Source organism: uncultured Nostoc sp., from assembly GCF_964247315.1.
Lineage (GTDB): Bacteria > Cyanobacteriota > Cyanobacteriia > Cyanobacteriales > Nostocaceae > Nostoc.
Map to the genome: position 1 here is coordinate 1 of NZ_CAXTTT010000120.1, position 22,488 is coordinate 22,488.

Here is a 22,488-nt window from a genome sequence, read left to right on the forward strand (position 1 = left end):
TTAATGAAGCTAAAAGACTCATTAATGGAGTTCAAAGACTCTTTAATGGAGTTCAGAGGCTCATTAATGGAGTTCAAAGACTCATTAATGCAGTTCAGAGGCTCATTAATGGAGTTCAGAAGTTCGCGCGTGATGTGCTACTTCTTCCACTACCTCTTTCTCTCACCATTTTTTTATGAAGCGAGTCTTCTTCTAGGTGCATCAAGAACAACTTCCGCGACTGAAAAATCACGTTTAATCTGCAAACTGTTGAGATAAGCGATCGGATCGTCGGCGTTAAAGGGAGTACCATCGAACAGTTTGATCGGTTGGCGAATATAGCTAATATCCAAACCTAATTCTCGTGCGGCTGTACTGAAAACACGGACTTGACACACCCGTTCCACAACTTCTACCCAATTTCTGGGGAAGGGAGTGTCACCCCAACGCGCCAATTGACTCATAATCCAAATTTGTTCGGTGCGGCTGGGGCGGTTAATGGCAGACTCAGAATAAAACTGGTGATGGGCATAGTCCCGCAATGGATGGTCTAAGTCACAAGTAAGACTATCTGGATCTTCGAGTTGAATGTATTCTAAATCAGTGCTGACGTACTCTCGCCCTGCTAAAATTTGGCGAATCTCTTGGGTGTTTTCGGGATTTGCACAATACTGACACGCTTCTAACAAAGCTTTGGTTAAGGCGATATGCGTATTTGGATAATTTTCTGCCCAATCTTCCCGCACACCAAGAACTTTACCGGGGTGTCCCAGCCAAACTTCTAAGTCGGTAGCGATGGTAAAGCCAACACCTTCTACAGCCGCGCGGTAGTTCCAAGGTTCGCCGACGCAGTAACCATCAATGCTTCCAGTTTTTAAGTCGGCTACCATCTGCGCTGGGGGAATGGTCTTCATATCTACATCGCTATCGGGGTCAATTCCTCCAGCCGCTAGCCAGTAACGCAGCAGCAAGTTGTGCATAGATGCGGGATGTACTACCCCCATTGTATGCCTTTGTTCGTGGGTGAGAATCAGGTGATTTCTGAAGTCTGATAAGGTTTGCACGCCTTGGTCGTAAAAGCGTTTTGCTAAGGTGATGGCGTTACCGTTGCGAGTCATGGTGAGGGCAGTGACAACGGGCAGAGGTTGGTTATTATGTCCTCCCAAAGAAAGCCACATCGGCATCCCTGAAGGCATTTGAGCCGCATCCAAATAACCGCCACTTATGCCATCTTCTATACCCCGCCAGCTACTTTCCCGCACTAAGTTAACTTCATCTAAACCATGCTTGACAAAAAAGCCTTTTTCTTTAGCAACTGCTAAGGGGGCGCAAGCGGTTAGAGGTAAAAAGCCAATTTCTAGGTTAACTTTTTCTAATCCATGACGGGCAATGTCGGCAGTTTTCCGCGCCCGAATTTTCTTAATCCGTTTTTGCTGATTGAGGAAGTAAATCATCTCACTCCGCAAACTGTAGTAGCTGGGATGTTCTACTACTTCCATCCGCTTGCGGGGTCTGGGAATATCCACTTCTAAAATGTCGCCAATTTTAGATTCGGGGCCGTTGGTTAACATCACGATTCTGTCAGATAACAGCACTGCTTCATCGACATCATGTGTCACCATCACGGCGGTAACTTGATTTTCTTCGCAAATTTGCATCAGTTGTTCTTGCAAATTGCCGCGTGTGAGTGCGTCTAATGCACCAAAGGGTTCATCTAGCAAGAGTAATTTGGGACGAATCGCTAAGGCGCGGGCGATCGCAACTCGCTGCTTTTGTCCACCTGATAACATTCCCGGTTGTTTATCAGCATGGGGACGCAAACCCACCATATTTATATGTTTTTCGATAATGGCGTTGCGATCGCCTGCAGGTAAACCTTTCATTACCGAGTCTACGGCGAGGGCAATATTTTCTCTTACCGTCCGCCAAGGTAATAGCGAATAATTTTGAAACACCACCATCCTGTCTGGGCCAGGTTTGGTGATTTTTTGTCCTTCGAGAGTGACAAGACCTTCAGTAGGCAAATCCAAACCCGCAATCATATTTAATAGAGTGGATTTACCGCAACCGGAGTGACCAATTAAAGAAACGAATTCTCCTTTTTTAATTTGGAGGTCGATTCCTTTGAGGGCGATATATTTGCCACCACCAGTTAATTCAAAAACTTTTTCAATTTGATCGACAGCTACAAACATACTTATTTGTCCTTTGTCATTTGTCATTTGTCTTTCGCTATTAATCCTTAGTACGTGGTCATTAGTCCTTAACTTTTTACAAATGACCAATGACCAATGACTAATGACTATTTCTGTTCTGCTGGTAAAATTTTGTTTTGCAGCCAAACCATTGCTTTATCTAGGAGTAAACCAACGACACCGATATAAACTAGAGCCAAAATTACTTCGCTGACGTTGTTATTTTGATAGGCATCCCAGATGAAAAAGCCGATTCCGACAATACCGGACATGACGATTTCGGCGGCGATAATCGCTAACCAAGCTAAACCGATCGCAATTCTCAAGCCGGTAAAGATGTAGGGTAATGCCGCCGGAATCAAAATATTAATAAAATATTCTTTGCGGCTAAGTTGCAGAACTTTGGCAACGTTGTTGTAATCTTGGGGAATTTGGGTAACGCCGACAGCAGTGTTGATTAAGATCGGCCAAATGGCGGTGATGAAAATTACGAATAATGCTGCGGGTTCGTTTTGTCGTAAAGCTGCTAAAGAAATCGGAACCCAAGCTAGAGGTGGTACTGTCCGCAGTAATTGAAAAAGAGGATCTAAAGCCTTGGACATGGTTTTATTAACACCAATTAAAATGCCCAAGCCAATACCCACAATTGCTGCAAGTGTATAACTAATAGCGACTCGTTGTAGACTTGCTAAAATCTGCCAAAATAGACCTTTATCAATACCACCTCGGTCATAAAAGGGCCAGAAAATCAGAACCCAAGTGTCTTGGATAACCTGTATTGGCCCTGGTAATGTTGCTCCCGGAGTCCAAGCGAAGAGTTGCCAGATAATCAGGAAGATTGCGATCGCGATCGTTGGTGGTATCAGGTCAGGAAATTGCTTTTTCAGGCTGGATATGAAGCTATTATTCAATCTAGGGCTTGCAGGGCGTTTTTGGGCTATTGTCATGATGCTATATTCTCCTCAAATTTTATATGTTATTTGTCTTTTGCAAATGATCGATATCTCTAGACGCGATGAATCGCGTCTCTACAAGAGATTAATCGCGTCTCTAAACACTTACCTTTTTGATTTTCAAACTCTTCAAATATTCTTCTGGCTTTTCGGGGTCAAATTTGATGCCATCAAAAAACTCTTCTACACCACGAGATGTATTTGTGGGAATATCAGCAGTAGCAATGCCAGCTTCTTTGGCAGCTTCTTTCCAAATATCTTCGCGGTTGACTTTGTTGATCAGTTCTTTAGCCTTAGCAGCATTATTATCTAGGTAATCTTTTGGCAAAAATCCCCAACGAACATTTTCAGTGATGAACCATAAATCATGACTCTTGTATGGATAAGAAACATTACCTTTTTCATCTTTCCAGTAGTAAGCAGCCATTGATTTATCATCAATTTTGCGACCATCACCCATGTCATATTTACCTTGGTATGGCTCTGCCAATATTTCAGGTGACGAAAGATTAAAATAATTTCGTCCAGCGAGAATTTGAGCCGCTTCTTTGCGGTTGTCAAAATTATCTAACCACTGTTGGGCTTCCATAATTCCTTTTAAAATTGCTTTGGTAGCCTTGGGATTTTTATCAACCCAATCGCCTCTGATGGCGAGGTATTCTTCAGGATGATTCTTCCAAATTTCTGCGGTTAATGCTGCTAGGTAGCCAATTTTGTCTTGAACTAGACGATATGGCCAGGGGTCGCCTGTACTAAAGGCATCCATTGTTCCTGTTTTCATGTTGGCTACAGTTTGTGCCGCAGGTACTGTGAGCAATTTGACATCTGCATCTGGGTCTAACCCACCTGCTGCTAACCAGTAGCGAATCCACAAATCTTGATTGACGTGGGGAAAGGTAAATGCAGCTGTGAAGGGGGTTGAAGATTTTAATTCCTTAAACAAAGACTTAGCACTGGCGAGTTGTAAACTAATACCTTTACCTTGGTGCTTGTTTGCGATCGCAATTCCATTTCCATGTGTAATTAGTTGGCATAATACATACATGGGAATTTTTTGATTGCCCTTGGTAATTAAACCTTCTGTAATTAAATGTGGCATTGGCATCTGCCATTGACCGCCATCTATTCCACCACCGGCAGAACTAATTTCTACGTTATCTCTAGCTGCACCCCAAGAAGCTTGTTTGGAAAGGTCAACATCAGTCATGCCATACTTGGCAAAAAAGCCTTTTTCTTTAGCAATAATTAAAGGAGCCGCTTCTACGATGGGAATATATCCTAACTTGACTGTAGTAGTCTCTGGTGCTTGTTCGGAACTAATATTAGCAACTGATTGAGCAGTTGGCTGTGCTTGAGTGCTTCCACCAGTCAGGTTTTCAGGAGGATTACCCAAACAGCCTTTGAGCAATACAGCACTCGCAGATACTCCGGCTGTAAAGATAAATTTGCGGCGAGAAATTTGATTAAAAAATTCTGTCATAAATATCTCCTGAAAATGTCAATTTTATTTTTTATAGCTATGACAATTTAGGCAAAAAACCTTATGTTTCTTGCATAATTAATGATTAATCAAGCTATATTTGACCAAGCGATCGCAGCCATTTCATTAATGAAATAGCTAGCTATATAAGAACTCGGCTAAATTATTCGCTCTGCTTTTCTAGTGTGATGCAGAGGTATCATTCACCTTGTTGAAATCAGTTTACAGCCTTTGAAGCCGAAATTGTTAACTTGGAGTCGGGATTATTAAACAAATATTAAATTGGATGTATAAAGAAAAATTTATCTATTTCCCTTAACTATAGGAATAATTTTTAATATATAAACTCTTATTTATGAAGACTATTATGTTTGCTTTATGATTGACTATCTTCTTTTTTTTTGTAATTTAACTTTAGTAGTAATTTGTCATCTATAAATTTTTATTTATCCCAACTATTATGTTATCTCTATAACTTAATCGTACACTGCGACGAGAGTGAGATGGTAAGGCTGAGAAAGTTGGAGACTTAAGCAAATACCCTAAATAAGTGTATTTATTATCCAGCGATGGCAACTATCTGCTGTTTCCAACACCAGAAAGAAACCCCGTCTCTTTAAGCAGCAGCCGTAGTTCTGCGTGACGAAGTTTAGTGTCCTTGTTGTTATTTGCCCACATATCAGAAAAGAAGTCTTGCATCAGCGCAATGATGCTGCGGTATTTGACAATGCTGGCAACATAAAACTTATCTAACTTCATGACTCCATCAGCATGTATCTGCTCGATATTGTCGAGTAATATAGACCTCAGTTCATAAGGTTTTAAGCCTTCTTTTATGCCATATTTTTCCATATTTTTCCATAATTCTGCGTTTATCATTCTCGGAACATAAATCATAAAACGATTGAATAAGATGACTGAGATTCCGCAAGACTTCTCCGTAGTCATAAAATGTATTTTGCTTAAAAAAAGACTCTTCATCTTTAGTCAACGTAAAACTCTTGTCAAGTACCAAACCAAAATCGGTCAAATATGTCTGCTTACCGTCGGTGAGGATGTTGCGAAAATGTGCGTCAAAATGGATGATTCCCTTCCTTCTCAAAAAGGTAATCGTCGTGCGTAAGTCATCCAGGGGTTTTTGAAGTTTGTTGGGGTTTTCCCGCAGCCATGTTTCCAGAATATGCGGTATGTACTCTAGAAACAGAACCAACTCATAGTTGGCGTTTGCTCTGTCTAACATATAATTCCCGGCGTTGGCACTATTGCCCCAGTACTCCACATAATCTTTTAGACGCGACCTATCGACATCCGCACGCCGCCCAACGAAGGGAATAATTCGATAATGGTACATCAGCGGGAAGGTGGCAATTACCCCCGACAATACCCAATTGGTTGTCTTGATATGGGTAACAAGTTCCCGAAAGACCCCAAAACCAGTGGAACCGAAGCCGTAATTACAGTAAGTCGGCAGGTTATAAAAATTTCTGGTGGAAAACAGGTTATCAAATTCGATATTTGTAACCGGAACACGTTTCACAAAAACCTTGGATTCCCCAAGAATGATGGTGTGATTCATTCCCCAACCTGTGCTCGACTCATTTGACTGACTATTGTCAAACAGAGAATGCAATTGTGCATTATCCAACTGAGCGATTTGTGAACTTAGCTTGAAGTACGTTTTCCTTCTAAGTTCTATATGCTTCCTAGCCATTTTTCCCGTCCAGCCACAGCATGGGAAACTGTAAGACTATTCTGATACCAATTCAATTAATGATTGCAACACATCCTTGGGTAAAGACGCGATGAATCGCGTCTCTACAGCGCAAACAAATAGGAGTAGTTCACGTAGTGTATTCGGCGTTAATCTTCACGTAGTCATAACTCAAATCACAACCCCAAGCTTTACCTACACCATAACCATTGCCAACATTAACGGAAATTAACACCGTATCCTGTTGCAGATAAGCACCCACCGATGCTTTTTTCAAATAAGCACTTGCTGCTGCCCGGTCAAATTGTAAAGGTTGTCCATTTTCTAACATTAAGAAATTCCCTAGCTTAATTTGCAGGTTTTCTTGCTCAAAGGGCACACCTGCACGTCCGGCGGCGGCGGCGATGCGTCCCCAATTTGGATCGCGTCCAAAGATTGCAGATTTAACTAAGGATGAACCAGCGATCGTTTTGGCTATTTGTCGGGCTGAGATTTCATCATGAGCCCCTGTCACTTCCACTTCAATGAGACAGGTTGCACCTTCACCATCACGAGCGATCGCTTTGGCTAAATGCTGGCAAACTGCTGTTAACATCGCCTCTAATTTCTCTGCTTCTGCGCCCAATTCTGTAATTGCTGGGGTGCGAGATTGACCATTTGCCAAGGCAATTAAGCTGTCGTTGGTGCTGGTGTCACCATCCACAGTAATGGAATTAAAGCTTCTATCAGCTGCCCTTGCTAACATCTGTTGCCAAAGGTGAGGCGAAACCACAGCATCACAAGTCACAAATGCCAGCATGGTTGCCATATTGGGGTGAATCATCCCGGAACCTTTGGCAATGCCGCCAATTCGTACCGGGCGGTCGCCTATAGTTGTCTCTAGGGCAATAGATTTTGTTACCAAGTCTGTAGTGATAATTGCCCCAGCTGCGGCATCTGAGCCTGTTTCTGATAGTGCTGCTACTACCTTGGGAATTCCACTTCGCAAAGCATCCATCTTAATTCTTTGACCAATCACACCAGTGGAAGCCAATAACACAGATTCAGACGAGATGTTTAGGGCTTGGGCTATTGCCAGAGCAGATTCTAGGGTATCAAGATAGCCTTGAGTTCCTGTAGCAGCGTTTGCTTGTCCAGCGTTGCAGAGGATGGCACGAGCGCTTTGTTTGGCTTGCAAGCGTTGGCGACAATATTCTACGCAGGCAGCTTTCACTTGGCTGGTGGTGAACACACCCGCTGCGATCGCTTCCACTTCTGAGAATATCAAAGCTAAATCTGGCAACCCCGAAGGTTTCAATCCTGCGGTAATTCCCGCCGCCTGATACCCCCTTGGTGCTGTGATACCACCTGTTATTTCTTGCCAATCTGCCATTATTCTTCACTCTAAACTATCAGGTTGGATAGGTCAATTTGTGCTTTGGAAAAGTGCCTTGGAAAAGTTCCCAGTGTTGAGTTAGGAGATCAAGAGTTATTATCCCCCTACATCCCCAGTCTCCAGTCGTCAGTCCTTTTTATTGTGAGTTTATTTGCTGATGGCAATAATAATGCACCAGTTGGCGATTAGCATAATTGTTTTTACCTTTCTTATGACGAAAAACAAAAACAAAAAAGGAGAGCCACTTGGGTTGCTCTGTAGATCGTTCGGATACATCTACTTCCTTATCTCTATGTTTTACTTTTTAAGGGTTAATACTTATTTATTGAGATTACTTCTCAAATTTTTTGAACTTTATCCGTAAATACCACGAAAATAAAATAAAAAAGAGAGCTACTTAGGCAGCTCTCCAGATCATCAGGGTGCATCTACTTACCACAGCATATCATTTTAGGTATGAGGGTTGTCACCAGTTTTTATATAAAGATTGTGTGAAGCAAGACCGGGAAAATACTTAGTTGGGGAATTGGGAATTGGGCATGGAGAAGAGGACTTGGGGACAAGGAGAATTGGGGAAAGGGGAAAGACTTGTTGCAAGTTCTCACCTCTTGTCCCCTTGTCCCAAAATCTCTTCTGCTTCCCCTGCTCCTCCTGCTTCCTCACCAAGCATTGTTAGCTAGACAGATAGCTAGACGTTCAGTTTTTTCTCGACCAATTCGTTAGTCAGCTTAGGATCGGCACGTTTGCCTGTCTTTTTGAGAACTTGTCCGACAAAGAAGCCTTTGAGGTTAGTGTTACCGTTGCGATACTTTTCTAGTTCTTTGGAGTTGGCGGCTATGACTTCATCGACAATAGGTTCCAGTACGCTAGGATCGGTGATTAACTCTTGTCCGGCAAAGGCTTTCTCAGGAGAAATACCACTAAGCAAATCTGGCAACTTTTGTTTAGCTTGAGCATTGCTAATTTTGCCTGTTTCAATGCGAGTGATAATATCTGCTAAATTGGTGGGAGTCAGGGCGATTTGAGTAATAGTGAGTTTTTGCTTATTGAGGTGGGCTGCAATATCTTGAGTAATCCAGTTGGCAGCAGCTTTGGGATTTGCTCCAGATGCGATCGCAGTTTCAAAATATTCGGCGATTGAACGATCTTCTGTCAACACTCGCGCATCGTAAGCCGAAAGTCCCAACTCACTTTCATAATGATGGCGTTTTTGGGCTGGTAATTCTGGTAGTTCGCTACGCCATTGCTCTAATTGTTCATTTGACACCTCAATTGGTGCTAAATCTGGTTCGGGGAAGTAGCGGTAATCGCTAGAACCTTCTTTTACCCGCATACTACTTGTACATTGAGCGCCTTCTTGCCACAGCCGAGTTTCTTGGATGATGCGATCGCCTGCTTCGATGGCGGCTATTTGGCGTTCAATTTCGTAGTCAATCGCTCGTTGGATGGCGCTGAAGGAGTTCATGTTTTTAATTTCTACCTTAGTACCAAACTCCTTTCGCCCCACTGGACGCACGGAAATGTTGACATCGCAGCGCAGAGATCCTTGTTCCATATTGCCGTCACTCACGCCGAGATACCGGACAATCCGGCGCAACTCTTCGGCATATTCAGCAGCTTCTAGTCCAGAACGCAAATCGGGTTCTGAAACAATTTCTACTAATGGGATACCTGCGCGATTGTAGTCTACCAGAGAATAGGAAGAACCAGAAAGGCGATCGCTACCTCCGTGTACCAATTTTCCAGCATCTTCTTCCATGTGCAGACGCGTAATGCCAATGCGTTTGCGAATCGGATTCCCCTCAGCATCTACCAACTCAATTTCTAACCAACCATGTTCTGCGATCGGTAGGTCGTATTGAGAAATTTGGTAATTTTTCGGCAAATCTGGATAAAAATACTGTTTTCGGTCAAACTTGCTATATTTAGCGATTTGACAATTCAGTGCCAAACCAGCTTTGACGGCGTATTCTAATACTTTTTCATTGAGTACAGGTAAGACCCCAGGTAAACCCATACAAATCGGGTCAATGTTAGTATTGGGGTCAGAGCCGAATGCCGTAGAGCTATTAGAGAAAATCTTGGTATTGGTACTCAGTTGACAATGGGTTTCTAGACCAATAATCGCTTCATACTCAGTTTTTACGGTCGTAGCAGTGGTCATAATATCAATAATTTGGGCATAATCCTTGTAGTGGTACTATTGTAGCGGCGTATTGAGTTGCTCTGAAGACGGTTATTTGGGTGAGCAATGCTTACCTCTTGAGCTTGAAAAGGGAGATGCACATCTAAGGTGAAGAAAATCTTAATCATTGGTTCTGGAGGTGCTGGTAAATCTACCCTAGCCCGCGAACTGGGAACCATCTTAGTTTAGAGGTGATTCACTTGGATGGTTGGTACTGGAATCCTGGTTGAGTTGAGACTCCAAAAACTAAATGGCAGAGCATAATTCAAGACTTAACCCAACGAGAATCTTGGATTATCGATGGTAACTATAGCGGTACTCTCGACATTCGTTTATCGGTTGCAGATACGGTAATTTTTTTGAATTTTCCCCGGCTTTTATGTTTATGGTGAGTGATTAAACTTCGCTTCATGTATGCTAGACAATCCAGACCTGATATGGCATCAGATTGCCCTGAAAGATTAAATTGGGAATTTCTCAAATATATCTGGTCATACCCAATTATTCGTCGTCCTGGAATTCTATAAAAACTTAGTCAAGTAACACTAAACCAGCAAGTTATTATTTTCAGTAAACCAACAGAAGTCAGAGATTTTTTACAAAATATTTCCCCCTATTAAGATTTACCCAATTGGTTTTTATTAAAAATATCTAAAAAAATTATAAAATAAATATTGTTATTTATATATTAATTAACATCAAAAATAAGGTTAAATTACTATAACAAAATGTTAAGATAGTAAGTTATGTTAGGAAGTAATTAAAATTATGATTGATGTCAAAACAGCAGTAAATGCTGCATATCAATACATAAAATCCATACAAGACATAATGGGTTCTTCATTAGGAGATTTGAGACTTGAAGAAGTAGAACTTTCTGAGGATAAAAGGTTTTGGTTGATTACTTTAGGGTTTGATATTCCTAAAAAACCTCCTAAAAGCCGATTGGAAGACTTAATGCCTGTCTCTCTTGCTTTTGTTCCTGTGTTATATGAACGAGAATATAAACTTTTTAAAGTAAATTCTCAAACAGGCGAAGTAGAGGCAATGAAAATTAGAGAAGTATGAAAGATTTAATTGCTTCTTTTATTCGTCGTTATTGCCAAAAAGGGATTTTAATTGATACCAATATCCTGCTTCTTTTCTTAGTTGGGAGCGTTAATCAAGAACGAATAACTAAATTTAATCGAACCCAGCAATTTCTACCAGAAGACTATGAGCTTCTGCTAGCATTTATTGCAAAATTTAAAAAGCTTGTAACAACTCCGAATATTCTGACAGAAGTTAATAGCCTCGCAAATCAACTTGGGGAACCCGAACGTTCTCAGTGCTTTGAAATATTTGCTCAATTTACTAAAAATGTTGTTCTTTTAAATGAATACTATATCAAGAGTTTAGATGCTGTTAATACTGAAAAATTTGTCAAATTTGGACTTACTGACAGTGGAATCCTAACTTTATCTAAAGGTAAATATCTTGTACTAACTGATGACCTCAAATTAGCAAATTATCTTCAGAGTGTAGAAGTTGATGTGATTAACTTTAACAATATTTGTGTCTTTAACTGGAAGTAAAAATATGTATGAAAATTATTTTGGAAGGGTTAATTTCTATAATTTCTGTACACAAATAAAAAAATGCCTGGGAGTGTTGCCGTGTTTCCACCCCAGACATTTTTTTATTCTTAACTTGCTCCTCACACGCAAATAAACCATATCACTACTTTTATCAAATGGCAAGTATATTGAGTGACATTTTCAAAACTGCATAAGCAATCCAATTTCTGACAAATTAAAAAGCGCCTGGGAGTGTTGCCGTGTTTCCACCCCAAACGCTCTTTATTTTTAACTTGCTCCTCACACACGACTTAACCATATCATTACATCTATCAAAGGTCAAGTATATTGAGTGAGATTTTCAAAACTGTACAAGCGATCTAATTTCTGCCCAATTAAAAAGCGCCTGGGAGTGTTGCCGTGTTTCCACCCCAGGCGCTTTTTATTTTTAACTTGCTCCTCACACACGACTTTAATATATCACTGCTTCTATCAAAGGGCAGGTAAATTATGTGACACTTTCAAAACTGTACACCTTACCGTCAATAATTTAGTGTAAAAAGTGACGTACACCAGTTAAGACCATCAGCAAACCGAGTTCGTTAGCAGCTTTGATTGAATCTTTATCGCGTAAACTTCCTCCTGGTTGGACAATGGCCGTAATTCCTGCGGCTGCGGCTGTTTTGACTGAATCATCAAAGGGAAAAAATCCATCGCTGGCGAGAGTTGCACCTTTGGCTTTTTCTTGAGCTTGTTCTAGAGCTATTTTAACTGAGCCGACGCGATTCATTTGACCAGCACCTACTCCTAGTGTAGTGCGATCGCTTGTCACAACAATGGCATTCGATTTAACATGTTTGCAAACTTTCCACGCAAACAGCAATTCGGCTAATTCGTCAGGTGTGGGTTGACGTTCAGTAACTATTTGCCATTGACTGGTATCAGCAATCACATCATCGCTAGCTTGAACAAGGAAACCACCTGCGATCGCTTTCACTGTATCCTTAGGGCCACTACTCAAATCTGCTAGAGTCAAAACCCGCACGTTGGATTTTTTGGCAAGGATTTCTTGAGCTTCCGCATCACAACTTGGTGCAACCACACATTCTAAAAATGTTTTGATTAACTCGCTAGCTGTAGCGGCATCAATTGGGCGGTTGAGTGCAACAATCCCACCAAAGGCGGAAACAGAATCAGCATTAAAAGCTTTTTGATACGCTTCTGAAATCGTACTTCCCAGTGCCGTACCACAGGGATTTGTATGTTTGATAATCGTTGCTGCTGGGGTATCAGTGAACTCAGCAATAATTCGGCGTGCGGCTTCTAAATCAACTAAATTATTGTAACTAAGTTCTTTGCCTTGGAGTTTTGTCGCAGCTGCCCATCCAGTGGGGGTAGAACCAGTTTGATACCAGGCGGCGGGTTGATGGGGATTCTCGCCGTAACGCAGAGATTGCAATTGTGTACCGCTAAGAGTGTATTGCTGTGTGTCTGCGAGGTAAGATGCGATCGCGCGATCATAACTAGCAGTATGCGAAAACCCTTTTAACGCCGCCTTTTGCCGAAACTCTAGGGATGCTTCGCCGTTATTTTGGCGCAATTCCTCCAAATACTCGTCATACTGTGCCGGATCGCATAATACAGCGAGATGGGCGAAGTTTTTCGATGATGCCCGTAGCATTGCTGGCCCACCGATATCAATCTGTTCAACCGCTTGGGATAATGTCACGCCTGGTTTAGCGATCGTTTCCTCAAAAGGATATAGATTCACCACCACTAAGTCAATCGGGCGAATTTGGTTATTTTCTAAATCTGTAATATCTTGGGAAACGTCTCGCCGCGCCAAAATTCCGCCGTGAATCCGGGGATGCAGCGTTTTGACTCGACCACCTAAAATTTCTGGTGAACCTGTATAATCTGCAACCTTCGTAACAGGGAGTCCCGCATCTTTGAGTGCTTGGGCTGTTCCCCCACTGCTGATTAAATCAAAGTCGAATTCTTCAACCAAGCTACGGGCTAGGTCAATTAAACCAGTTTTATTAGATACACTCAGCAGGGCTAGACGCACCATCGATCAATTCCTTAAAAGTAGGCCACAAGAGAAGGATCTCAAGTTTTACATAAGCCTTGGTTCACTTCAAGATCGTGAAGAATAATATTGACTTGTGTAATTTATATGCTTACATCCCCAGAGTCAGCTTTGATACAACTATCAATCACTATCAAAATGCTGGAAATAACAATTAAGTGGGCTTAGTCTCTAATATTGGCGATCGCCTAAACTAAAAATAGCATCTTTTACCCACATAACACCTATGGTTCCGTCTTATAATCAACGCCTAATTTTAGAAGAATTTCTCGCACTTCCCGAAAGAGACATTACATACGAGTTTGTTAATGGTGAAGCTGTACCCAAATATAAAGATAATGAAATCTCACCAAAATTTTTTCATAGCTTGACTACTGGTGCTTTATTTATATTATTGTCTGCATGGGCACAAGCAAAGGGTCGGGTTGTGATTGAATGGGCAATTAAACTAACCCGAAATCAACAAGATTGGATGCCTGTAGCCGATCTGATTTATATTTCTCATAACCGTCTTCCTGCTGATTGGCTATTAGATGAAGCTTGTCCTGTCGCACCTGAATTAGTCATTGAAATCATGTCACCTGGTCAAACTTTTGGTGAAATTGCCGAAAAAGCGACTGATTATCTGAAAGCTGGCGTTTCTCGTGTTTGGGTGGTTGATACAAAAGCCAGAACTGTAACTGTATTTGCGCCATCTTCCTTACCGATTACTTATCGATCTCATCAAATAATTACTGATGATTTGCTACTAGAATTGGAAATTACCCCTCACGCAATCTTTCAACAAGCTGGATTAAATCCCTAAAATTTCATTAGTAATCAAAAAAATCTAAAGTGTTACTAATAAGAAACAATTGATAAGCTGAATCGAATGACAATAAAAAAGTATAAAATTTTAATTTATTAAAAGCAAATTTGATAGGTATTTCTTAAGTGCTCGCTACTTTATGGCATCCAGTGAATTGAATCTTCTAAACACTATCCTGTTAGAAGATGAAGCAGATGAAAAATAGTTAATGTACGCTATAGACAAGGCCTAGTAAGTCATGGCGTAAATAGAGTAACCATTTAAAAACTCTAAAAATCCCATTCCATTATACTTTTGACTTTTGGCTTTTGACTTCCGCCTTGCGGTACTAGCCTTTTTTCTAGGTTTTCTTGCCTGCGACTTCGTGAGAAGATTCACCCAGTATTTAAACAAAGCTTAAGCATACTGTTTTTAAATACATCGTAGATCCCCAATTCAAATAGGAGTGGCTAACAGTGGTAAATAGCGAACTGAAAAATAAAGTAGCCTTGATTACTGGCGCAAATAAGGGTCTAGGACTAGAGATGAGTCGTCAACTGGGACAACATGGATTGACGATTCTGATCGCAGCCCGAAATTTAGAAGCAGCAAAAACGGCAGCCACTAACTTGCATAATGAAGGAGTCTCGGCTGTGGCGATCGCTCTTGACATAACTGACAGTACTCAAATTCAGTCTGCTTTTCAAGAGATTAGTGACTCTTTTGGTAAACTGGATATCTTGATTAATAATGCAGGTGTGTTTCTAGATAGCGACTGGTTAATCAGTAATGCCACTTCTGTTTAAATAAACATTATTCGACAGACATTCAACACCAACTTTTTTGGCTTGGTTGAACTGACTCAAGTACTGCTACCGTTAATTTTAAACAGTCCTAGTAGTCGAATTGTCAATATGTCTAGTATTGAAGCCTTATTGACACTTCATGCTACTCCAAATTCACCAATTTATGACTCTAAACCATTTGCTTACAATGCTTCTAAAGCAGCAGTCAACGCATTCACCATCGATTTAGCCCATGAGTTACGCAATACTCCTATGAAAATTAATAGCGCTCATCCAGGTTGGGTGAAAACTGAATTGGGCGGTGAAGGCGCAATGATGGATATTGCAGAAGGGGCGAAAACGGGCGTTGAGTTAGCGATGCTCCCTGACGATGGCCCGAGTGGTGGCTTTTTTCATCTTGGTCAACCAGTACCTTGGTAAAAAGTTTAGCCAATAAGGTAGGTGTCTCTATCAAAGTGGCATCCGCTTCCTAATACTAAGTCTACTTCAAGAGATAGGATCTACTAAAAGAGTAGGATTTTAGGAGTAGACCTCTGTCTTTACAATTTATCAACGTTCCCACAGCAACTTCTCAACCCCCCGCAGGCTTAATTGTCACTTTGCATGGTTGGGGTGCTAATGCTGAGGATGTAGCATCTTTGTTACCTTTGCTCAACTTACCCGATTACCAGTTTGTGTTACCTAACGCACCTTATCCTTATCCCTATTCCCCTATAGGGAGGGCATGGTATGACCTGCGGGTAGAAAATATGTATCAAGGTTTGGCAGAAAGTCGGCAACTGCTAACAGATTTCTTGGAATCTTTAGAAAGTACCACTGGCATACCCTTATCACGCACCATTTTAAGTGGATTTTCTCAAGGCGGAGCAATGACTTTAGATGTCGGCTCAAAATTGCCCTTAGCAGGTTTAGTTGTCATGAGTGGGTATTTACATCCTGATGCAGTAATGGCAAATCAAAAAGGGATTCCGCCGACTTTAATCACTCACGGTAGATATGATGAAGTTGTACCCCTACAAGCTGCTTTGAAGGCGCGAGAAACCCTCAAGTCTCTAAAAGTGGCAGTAGAATACCACGAATTTGATATGGGGCATGAAATAGATCCAAAAACGTTAGAGGTACTACGAAATTTCGTTGTAAATACAATTGCTTAGTCAGCATTACGAATTTTTTATAAATTCTGGTACAAATTCTGACAATTTTCACGAACTTAATGACCTCTAATGAGTAATATATATTGGGTGGCTGCGAAAGAGCGCAACTTAACCCATGCTGAAGGCGAGTGCTGCATAAGGGAGGGGCAAACATTATGACAACTCTAAGCATTTCCCAAAAAGAAATTGCTGCCATGAGTGCAGTAGAAGTAGAAGAACTAGCTACACGTCTGGAACTGGATAATTATAGTAATGCTTTTGAGGGTTTAAATGATTGGCATCTATTGCGAGCGATCGCATTTCAGCGTCCAGAGTTAGTTGAACCCTATATCTACCTCTTAGACTTGGAACCCTACGATGAAGCGTAGTTGAGGTTGAGAGTTAGGAGAGACGCGATTAATCGCGTCTGTAGAGGAATCAGGAGTTGGAAATTAATATTCGTAACCACTTGCTCCTAAGTTACTACTTACTCCTAACTTTTTACTATGACTAATCCAAAATTGAACAGGGTTCTCATTGGTGTAGGTGGCGGTATCGCCGCCTACAAAATCTGTGAACTGGTTTCGACGCTGTTTAAAACCGGGGTGGAAGTCCGAGTCATCCTCACCCGTTCGGCGCAAAAATTTATCACGCCTCTGACAATAGCCACTCTATCTCGTCATCCCGCCTACACAGATGATGATTTTTGGCAACCAACTCACTCTCGTCCGTTGCATATTGAGTTGGGTGAATGGGCAGATGTAATGGTAATTGCCCCTTTGACAGCTAATACATTAGCAAAGTTAGCCTATGGAATGGCGGATAATTTACTCACAAATACCGTGCTGGCTTCTACTTGTCCCGTGCTGTTAGCACCCGCAATGAATACTGATATGTGGGAACAGCGATCGGTGCAACGGAATTGGCAACAGTTATTGATAGATAGTCGATATCATGGAATGAGTACAGCATCAGGGTTATTAGCGTGCGATCGCATCGGTGCTGGTAGATTAGCAGAACCTCTAGAAATTTTGGCTCACATCCAATCCTTGTTACACACTCAAGGCAAACGAGATTTAGTAGGTAAACGAGTCTTAATTAGCGCTGGGGGAACGCGAGAGTATCTCGATCCAGTAAGGTTTATTGGTAATCCTTCCACAGGTAAAATGGGATTGGCGCTATCGCAAGCAGCACTTCACCGAGGGGCAAGTGTTACCTTGGTACATGGCCCAGCTAATTGGGATGTACCATTAGGAGTACAAGCAATTCCCGTCATTAGTGCCGACGAAATGCAACACGTTATGGTGGAATGTTTACCCAACGCTGATGTAATTGTGATGTCAGCAGCCGTGGCAGATGTGAAACCACGAGATTATAGTACAGAGAAATTGCCCAAGCGATCGCTCCCCCAAGCTTTACCTTTAGAACCTGTACCGGATATAGTTGCCCAGTTAGCAAAACAGAAACAGCCGCATCAAATATTAATTGGTTTTGCAGCACAAACTGGAGATATTGTCAAGCCGGCGTTAGAAAAATTAGATCAGAAAAAATTAGATGCGATCGTTGCTAATCCCATCGATCGTCCTAATAGTGGTTTTGGGAGTGATAATAATCAAGCGATATTTTTAGATAGTCAAGGAAATCAGGTAGAAATTGCACCTTGTTCTAAATTAGAAATGGCACATCAATTATTTGATTTTGTCAAATAGATTCTTCCTGATAATCTGAAACAAAAGTATTATTGAATTCTGACATTATAATGTCAATCTGTTTGCAGAATCCGAAACTGATGAAAGAATTAGCAACCGAGTCACCATCCACATGGCGTTTCATCCCAATGCTTCAGACATCAGGAGGAGTGCAAATGGCGATCGATGCTTGGTTGTTCAACCAATGTGAAAACGGGCAACATCCGGCTACATTGCGTTTTTATACATGGTGTCCTTATGCTATTTCCTTGGGATATCTGCAAAAACAATGGCCTGCCGAGTGGCATAATCTAATTTACCAGGGACAGCCATTCGATCTAGTTCGTCGTCCAACGGGAGGTAGAGCTGTTCTCCACCAAGGGAACTTAACCTACGCTCTAATCACCTCAGCTAGTACTGGAAAAAGCTGGGGTACTTATGAAAACATCTGTAACTTTTTGATCCAAGGCTGGCAAACCTTGGGTATTGAGTTAAATTATGGTTCTGCTGGACGAGGTTATATTCACAATCCCAGTTGTTTCAACACAGCAACAGCGGCTGACTTGGTTACAGCCGATGGAAGTAAATTTATTGGTAGCGCCCAACGCAAAGGAAGAAAAACTATTCTTCAACACGGCTCGATGATTTTGTCTACAGACAAAGGTTTATTTCAGGAAATCTTTGAACAATCGGCTCCGTGGAATACCTCACTTTGTAACACACATCAAGAGGACGGATGGATTGCAAAGATTGTGGATACATTGACAGAAACGGCAAAACAGTACTTTGGCATAGAACTAGTTACCCAACCATTCACCGATCTCGAATGGCAAGATATCCTCAAATTGCGATCGCTGTATGAAGTGCGTTAGCGTAGCTCACCGTAGGTATCGCCTATTCTAAAACTTGAGGTTATCTAGGAAATACATATAAAGCTAAAGTTTTTTACAAGTAAATAGAACTTACGCACTGTACAAACGAATTATCTTGTGTATCAACGTAAATAGGTCGTTTCAGGCTTTTATAAACCACCTTTTATTGGTTGCGATCGCAGACGAAGATATTGAATCGGAGCAAGATTAAATATCTTGCCAGTGAAGAAAGAGGCTACTAATAAATTTACAACTTGAAAAAGGTATTATTTGTAATCAAGCTAAACTTGCAGAAATAATGCATCGGGATGCATTGGCATTGTAAAAGGATGCATTAACAATGTATTCCAATGCATTAACATTGCAGAGGGATGCATCGTTAATGCATCTTGATGTATTGGCATTGCAGGGGGATGCATTGGCATTGCAAGGTATTGCCAAATTTAATCCGCTACAAATTAATAAAATGCTGTACTTAACAGCCTAAGTTAGGACTGTAACCTAAAACTTGAGTTTAATGAGCTTGGTGAAACCTCAGAACAAGCCCAAAAGCTGGTAGGAATAGTGTGACTGACATAGAGATATCAAGCAGCAATTGAGAAAGGAAACTACTACTTTAAATTGGGTATAACCCGTATGCTCTATGGCTTTAAGGTAACTTCTCTAGATTTTACAATATAAGTAAGACTTAAAAATAACGCTTCAATTATATGAAAATCCTCTCATCAGAACTAGTTCATTTGGGATTTGGCAAATATGTGCGTTCTGACCAAGTTACAGCAGTTATACCAATAGAAGAGGAACGAGGCCCAGGGCGACGAACCTTTGTTCACATTCAAGGGCAAAGCGATCCAATTATCGCCTCTCGCGCTGAAGACACCATCGTGCGTGATTTAGTACAAGAGCCACGCGAGGTTACGCAAGCACGTCAGCAGCAGGAAATTCTTCAAGATTTATTGGTAAATTTAGGTAATGTTAATACGACTGTGCGGCGAATTAACCGTGATGAAGGCAGTTTGGATCTTGATTTGTTAGAGCGACGAATTAAGCAAGTCCTGGAAAATTAATTGCAGAAATCAGGAAACTAAATAACGGAGAATGATATTGCTGAATACAATTACAGACCAGGTTTCAGTATCAGAGACACAAACAAAATCGCCAAGATTGTGGATACCTGAACGGGTACTGTTTACACCTGCTGCCCTAAATGAAGATTGGGGGCAGCAGATTCTTGAACGTGTGCAGTCACTCAACTTACCAATAGAAAAACTATCACAGAACCGTTTGAAGGGACTGCGCGGTGAGTCTGAGCGGGATACTTACAACATCGCCAAGCGTACCTTAGCGGTGGTTACTGCACCACCCAGTTCTTTTAAACTGAGTCCCATTCCACCTTCTGCGGATTGGCAGTTTCACATTGCCGAGGGTTGTCCGGCTCACTGTCAATACTGCTACTTAGCTGGTAGCTTGTCGGGGCCACCTGTCATCCGCGTTTTTGCCAATTTACCGCAGATATTAGAGAACTTAACTAAGTACGAGCAACAGGGTAAAAACACAAGTTTTGAAGTTAGCTGTTATACTGACCCATTGGGTATTGAGCATTTAACTGGAAGTCTTGCTGAATGTATCCGTTACTTTGGCACTCGTACCAATGCACATCTACGTTGGGTATCGAAGTTTGATGCTGTGGATGGATTACTCGACTTACCACACAATGGGAATACTCGCTGTCGGATGAGCGTTAATGCCGCACCGATTTCTGGTAAGTTTGAAGGTGGCACAGCATCCGTAGCATCCAGACTTAATGCATTGCGACAGTTGGCGCTACCAAAAGAGCGTGGCGGTGGCAGTTATCCAGTAGGTTTGGTTATCGCGCCAATTATGCCGATAGACGATTGGCAGATGCACTATAGTTGTTTGTTTAACCAGATAAACGAGGCACTAGATTTTGACTGTAACCTTACCTTTGAACTCATCTCGCATCGGTTCACACCTGGGTCAAAAGAAGTGTTACAAACTTGGTATCCGCAATCAAAATTAGAGATGGATGAGGCAAAACGCAGTATCAAGCGTAATAAGTTTGGTGGGACAAAGTATGTTTACGAGAAAGACACAATGAAGGCGTTGCGTTGCTTTTTTGAGAGTGAGATTAGTAGGCGCTTTCCAAATGCTGAAATTCTTTATTGGACTTAGAAGACTACTTCGCTCAAATACAGTTTGAGCAAATTAATTATTGGGTAAGAGAGCGATCGCATAGTATAGCGATCGCTTCACTCTCTTTTCCGGTTGCTCAAAAGCTGGTGCGTTAAGGCTTTAGCTTAACACACCAGCTTTTGATTTACTTTATATAATGGTTTCTTACCTTTGAAACCTAGTTTGTGTACTGCACCAAGCTGAAATCTGCTGTAATACCAATTCTCCATGAAGATGCACTTAATCTTGAAAAACGAACCGCCTTCGCGCAGCGTCTCGTTAGAGAAGAACTAGGACTTACGCACTGTACAAATTAATCATAGTATGTTTCACGAAAATAGGTCGTTTCAGCCTTGATTAATTGTTCTTTGATGATCAGTAAACCCGCGCTGTAGGGGCACAGCAATGCTCATTGGTGTCAACTTAAGCAAAAAGAAACCATAAGATGTAATCTAAGAACATCTTGATTGATGTTCTTAGATTACATCATGAGTACAAAACGTCTAGCGCGAAAAGGAAACCCAGATCTGCGGCAGCAAAAACATATACCAGCACCGCCGATAGAGGAAATCGAGAAAGAAATCTTTTCATTGCTATCTCCAGTGAGCTTTAAACCCCTGAGATTATATGAAGACAAACAGAAGAAAAAATTCAGAGACAGAATATTAACCCTACCGATGATGATGGCGATGGTAGTGAGTTTAGTGTATCGGCAGATTCCTGGCTTAAGAGAAATAATTCGGGTATTGTCACAAGAGGGATTGCTATGGGTCGAGCGAATGGAAGTAAGTGCCCAAGCAGTGTCAAAAAGATTGCGAACATTACCAATTGAATTATTTGCACAAGTTTTTGAGCAAGTAATCCAAAGAATTAATACTCAACCCAAACATCAAGCAATTCCAGAGAGTTGGCAGCCAGTATGTACTAAATTCACAGCCATTTGGATCGGCGACGGTTCAACCCTAGAAGCATTACGAAGAAAGCTCAAAGCACTGCAAGAAAACGAAAAAACACTGGCTGGGAAAATGATGATGGTGGTAGAAGCATTTAACCATCGCCCAGTCAAAACCTGGTATACAACAAACAGCAAAGCCAATGATAAAACTTGGTGCGATCAATTACTGGAGTGCTTACCAATTGGTGGATTACTGATTTTTGATTTAGGATTTTTCAAATTTCCTTGGTTTGATGCGTTCAGCGAATCTGATAAGTTTTTTGTGACAAGACTGCGAGAAAAAACTGCTTACAAGGTCGTCCGTTGTTTGACCTCTGCCCAATTTTATCGTGATGAAATTATCTCTATGGGTGAATACCGCTCGAATCCTTGTCAGCATTCAGTCCGCTTAGTTTCTGTTTTGTGGGGTACAACTTGGTATTACTATCTAACAAATGTACTCGACCCCCAGATATTATCTGCACAGCAAGTCTGTGAATTATAGCGGTTCTCAGTTGGGTGAAATATAGTAACAGCAGTGGGTAAACCATC

Annotated in this window: 20 protein-coding genes and 2 pseudogenes; 13 read left to right on the forward strand and 9 right to left on the reverse strand. The window is 41.4% G+C overall.

The window, feature by feature from the left end:
• Nucleotides 1–173 precede the first annotated feature (173 nt).
• The 8 genes from ACFE93_RS27630 to ACFE93_RS27665 all read right to left on the reverse strand — a co-directional run bounded on the left by ACFE93_RS27630 (nucleotide 174) and on the right by ACFE93_RS27665 (nucleotide 10,057).
• Entirely contained in the window at nucleotides 174–2,180 is a 2,007-nt protein-coding gene (locus ACFE93_RS27630) for a nitrate ABC transporter ATP-binding protein (protein ID WP_375478195.1), read from the reverse strand.
• Between the two features lie 101 nt (nucleotides 2,181–2,281).
• On the reverse strand, nucleotides 2,282–3,121 hold the full coding sequence (gene ntrB, locus ACFE93_RS27635) for a nitrate ABC transporter permease (RefSeq protein WP_375478166.1): 840 nt from the start codon (nucleotides 3,119–3,121) through the stop codon (nucleotides 2,282–2,284).
• A gap of 103 nt (nucleotides 3,122–3,224) precedes the next feature.
• The gene (locus ACFE93_RS27640; protein WP_375478168.1) at nucleotides 3,225–4,607 is read right to left on the reverse strand and encodes a CmpA/NrtA family ABC transporter substrate-binding protein; all 1,383 of its coding nucleotides are present in this window, start codon (nucleotides 4,605–4,607) and stop codon (nucleotides 3,225–3,227) included.
• A gap of 576 nt (nucleotides 4,608–5,183) precedes the next feature.
• The gene (locus ACFE93_RS27645) at nucleotides 5,184–5,459 is read right to left on the reverse strand and encodes a hypothetical protein (protein ID WP_375478170.1); all 276 of its coding nucleotides are present in this window, start codon (nucleotides 5,457–5,459) and stop codon (nucleotides 5,184–5,186) included.
• On the reverse strand, nucleotides 5,419–6,318 hold the full coding sequence (locus ACFE93_RS27650; RefSeq protein WP_375478172.1) for a hypothetical protein: 900 nt from the start codon (nucleotides 6,316–6,318) through the stop codon (nucleotides 5,419–5,421). The genes ACFE93_RS27645 and ACFE93_RS27650 overlap by 41 nt, the downstream gene beginning before the upstream one ends.
• Nucleotides 6,319–6,448: 130 nt before the next feature.
• Nucleotides 6,449–7,690, reverse strand: coding sequence for a bifunctional ornithine acetyltransferase/N-acetylglutamate synthase (gene argJ / locus ACFE93_RS27655; RefSeq protein ID WP_375478174.1), 1,242 nt, complete (start codon nucleotides 7,688–7,690; stop codon nucleotides 6,449–6,451).
• Between the two features lie 691 nt (nucleotides 7,691–8,381).
• Entirely contained in the window at nucleotides 8,382–9,857 is a 1,476-nt protein-coding gene (gatB, locus tag ACFE93_RS27660) for an Asp-tRNA(Asn)/Glu-tRNA(Gln) amidotransferase subunit GatB (RefSeq protein WP_375478176.1), read from the reverse strand.
• Complete coding sequence (locus ACFE93_RS27665; protein ID WP_375478178.1) at nucleotides 9,854–10,057, reverse strand: hypothetical protein; 204 nt, start codon at nucleotides 10,055–10,057, stop codon at nucleotides 9,854–9,856. The genes gatB and ACFE93_RS27665 overlap by 4 nt, the downstream gene beginning before the upstream one ends.
• 589 nt (nucleotides 10,058–10,646) lie before the next feature.
• Between ACFE93_RS27665 and ACFE93_RS27670 the strand changes: the two genes are divergently transcribed.
• Together ACFE93_RS27670 and ACFE93_RS27675 are read left to right on the forward strand one after the other, a co-directional pair.
• Nucleotides 10,647–10,946, forward strand: a complete 300-nt coding sequence (locus ACFE93_RS27670) for a hypothetical protein (protein WP_375478179.1) — start codon at nucleotides 10,647–10,649, stop codon at nucleotides 10,944–10,946.
• Complete coding sequence (locus ACFE93_RS27675; protein WP_375478181.1) at nucleotides 10,943–11,452, forward strand: PIN domain-containing protein; 510 nt, start codon at nucleotides 10,943–10,945, stop codon at nucleotides 11,450–11,452. The genes ACFE93_RS27670 and ACFE93_RS27675 overlap by 4 nt, the downstream gene beginning before the upstream one ends.
• A gap of 532 nt (nucleotides 11,453–11,984) precedes the next feature.
• On the opposite strand, the gene purH is transcribed toward ACFE93_RS27675, so the two are convergent.
• Nucleotides 11,985–13,505 (reverse strand): bifunctional phosphoribosylaminoimidazolecarboxamide formyltransferase/IMP cyclohydrolase, encoded by a 1,521-nt coding sequence (purH, locus tag ACFE93_RS27680; RefSeq protein WP_375478183.1) that lies wholly within the window; start codon nucleotides 13,503–13,505, stop codon nucleotides 11,985–11,987.
• A 244-nt stretch (nucleotides 13,506–13,749) separates the two neighbouring features.
• Between purH and ACFE93_RS27685 the strand changes: the two genes are divergently transcribed.
• The 11 genes and pseudogenes from ACFE93_RS27685 to ACFE93_RS27735 form a co-directional block, all read left to right on the forward strand.
• Nucleotides 13,750–14,328, forward strand: coding sequence for a Uma2 family endonuclease (locus ACFE93_RS27685; RefSeq protein ID WP_375478185.1), 579 nt, complete (start codon nucleotides 13,750–13,752; stop codon nucleotides 14,326–14,328).
• A 458-nt stretch (nucleotides 14,329–14,786) separates the two neighbouring features.
• Nucleotides 14,787–15,536: pseudogene (locus ACFE93_RS27690) on the forward strand (SDR family oxidoreductase).
• A gap of 113 nt (nucleotides 15,537–15,649) precedes the next feature.
• The gene (locus ACFE93_RS27695; RefSeq protein WP_375478197.1) at nucleotides 15,650–16,270 is read left to right on the forward strand and encodes an alpha/beta hydrolase; all 621 of its coding nucleotides are present in this window, start codon (nucleotides 15,650–15,652) and stop codon (nucleotides 16,268–16,270) included.
• A gap of 155 nt (nucleotides 16,271–16,425) precedes the next feature.
• On the forward strand, nucleotides 16,426–16,638 hold the full coding sequence (locus tag ACFE93_RS27700; RefSeq protein ID WP_094351471.1) for a DUF2555 domain-containing protein: 213 nt from the start codon (nucleotides 16,426–16,428) through the stop codon (nucleotides 16,636–16,638).
• 117 nt (nucleotides 16,639–16,755) lie between these two features.
• Nucleotides 16,756–17,958, forward strand: coding sequence for a bifunctional phosphopantothenoylcysteine decarboxylase/phosphopantothenate--cysteine ligase CoaBC (coaBC, locus tag ACFE93_RS27705; RefSeq protein ID WP_375478187.1), 1,203 nt, complete (start codon nucleotides 16,756–16,758; stop codon nucleotides 17,956–17,958).
• An 80-nt stretch (nucleotides 17,959–18,038) separates the two neighbouring features.
• Nucleotides 18,039–18,809 (forward strand): lipoate--protein ligase family protein, encoded by a 771-nt coding sequence (locus ACFE93_RS27710; RefSeq protein WP_375478189.1) that lies wholly within the window; start codon nucleotides 18,039–18,041, stop codon nucleotides 18,807–18,809.
• Between the two features lie 340 nt (nucleotides 18,810–19,149).
• Nucleotides 19,150–19,296 carry a hypothetical protein gene (locus ACFE93_RS27715; RefSeq protein WP_375478191.1) on the forward strand — a complete coding sequence of 49 codons (147 nt, stop codon included), beginning with the start codon at nucleotides 19,150–19,152 and terminating at the stop codon, nucleotides 19,294–19,296.
• A gap of 223 nt (nucleotides 19,297–19,519) precedes the next feature.
• Complete coding sequence (locus ACFE93_RS27720) at nucleotides 19,520–19,876, forward strand: hypothetical protein (RefSeq protein ID WP_334845573.1); 357 nt, start codon at nucleotides 19,520–19,522, stop codon at nucleotides 19,874–19,876.
• Between the two features lie 103 nt (nucleotides 19,877–19,979).
• A complete protein-coding gene (locus tag ACFE93_RS27725) occupies nucleotides 19,980–21,002 on the forward strand; it encodes a spore photoproduct lyase family protein (protein WP_375478199.1) in 1,023 nt (340 codons plus the stop codon).
• Entirely contained in the window at nucleotides 20,993–21,118 is a 126-nt protein-coding gene (locus ACFE93_RS27730; RefSeq protein WP_375478193.1) for a hypothetical protein, read from the forward strand. Before ACFE93_RS27725 ends, ACFE93_RS27730 begins: the two co-directional genes overlap by 10 nt.
• 372 nt (nucleotides 21,119–21,490) lie before the next feature.
• Nucleotides 21,491–22,438 (forward strand): annotated as a pseudogene (locus ACFE93_RS27735) (IS4 family transposase); the annotation flags it as partial.
• Between the last annotated feature and the right edge of the window lie 50 nt (nucleotides 22,439–22,488).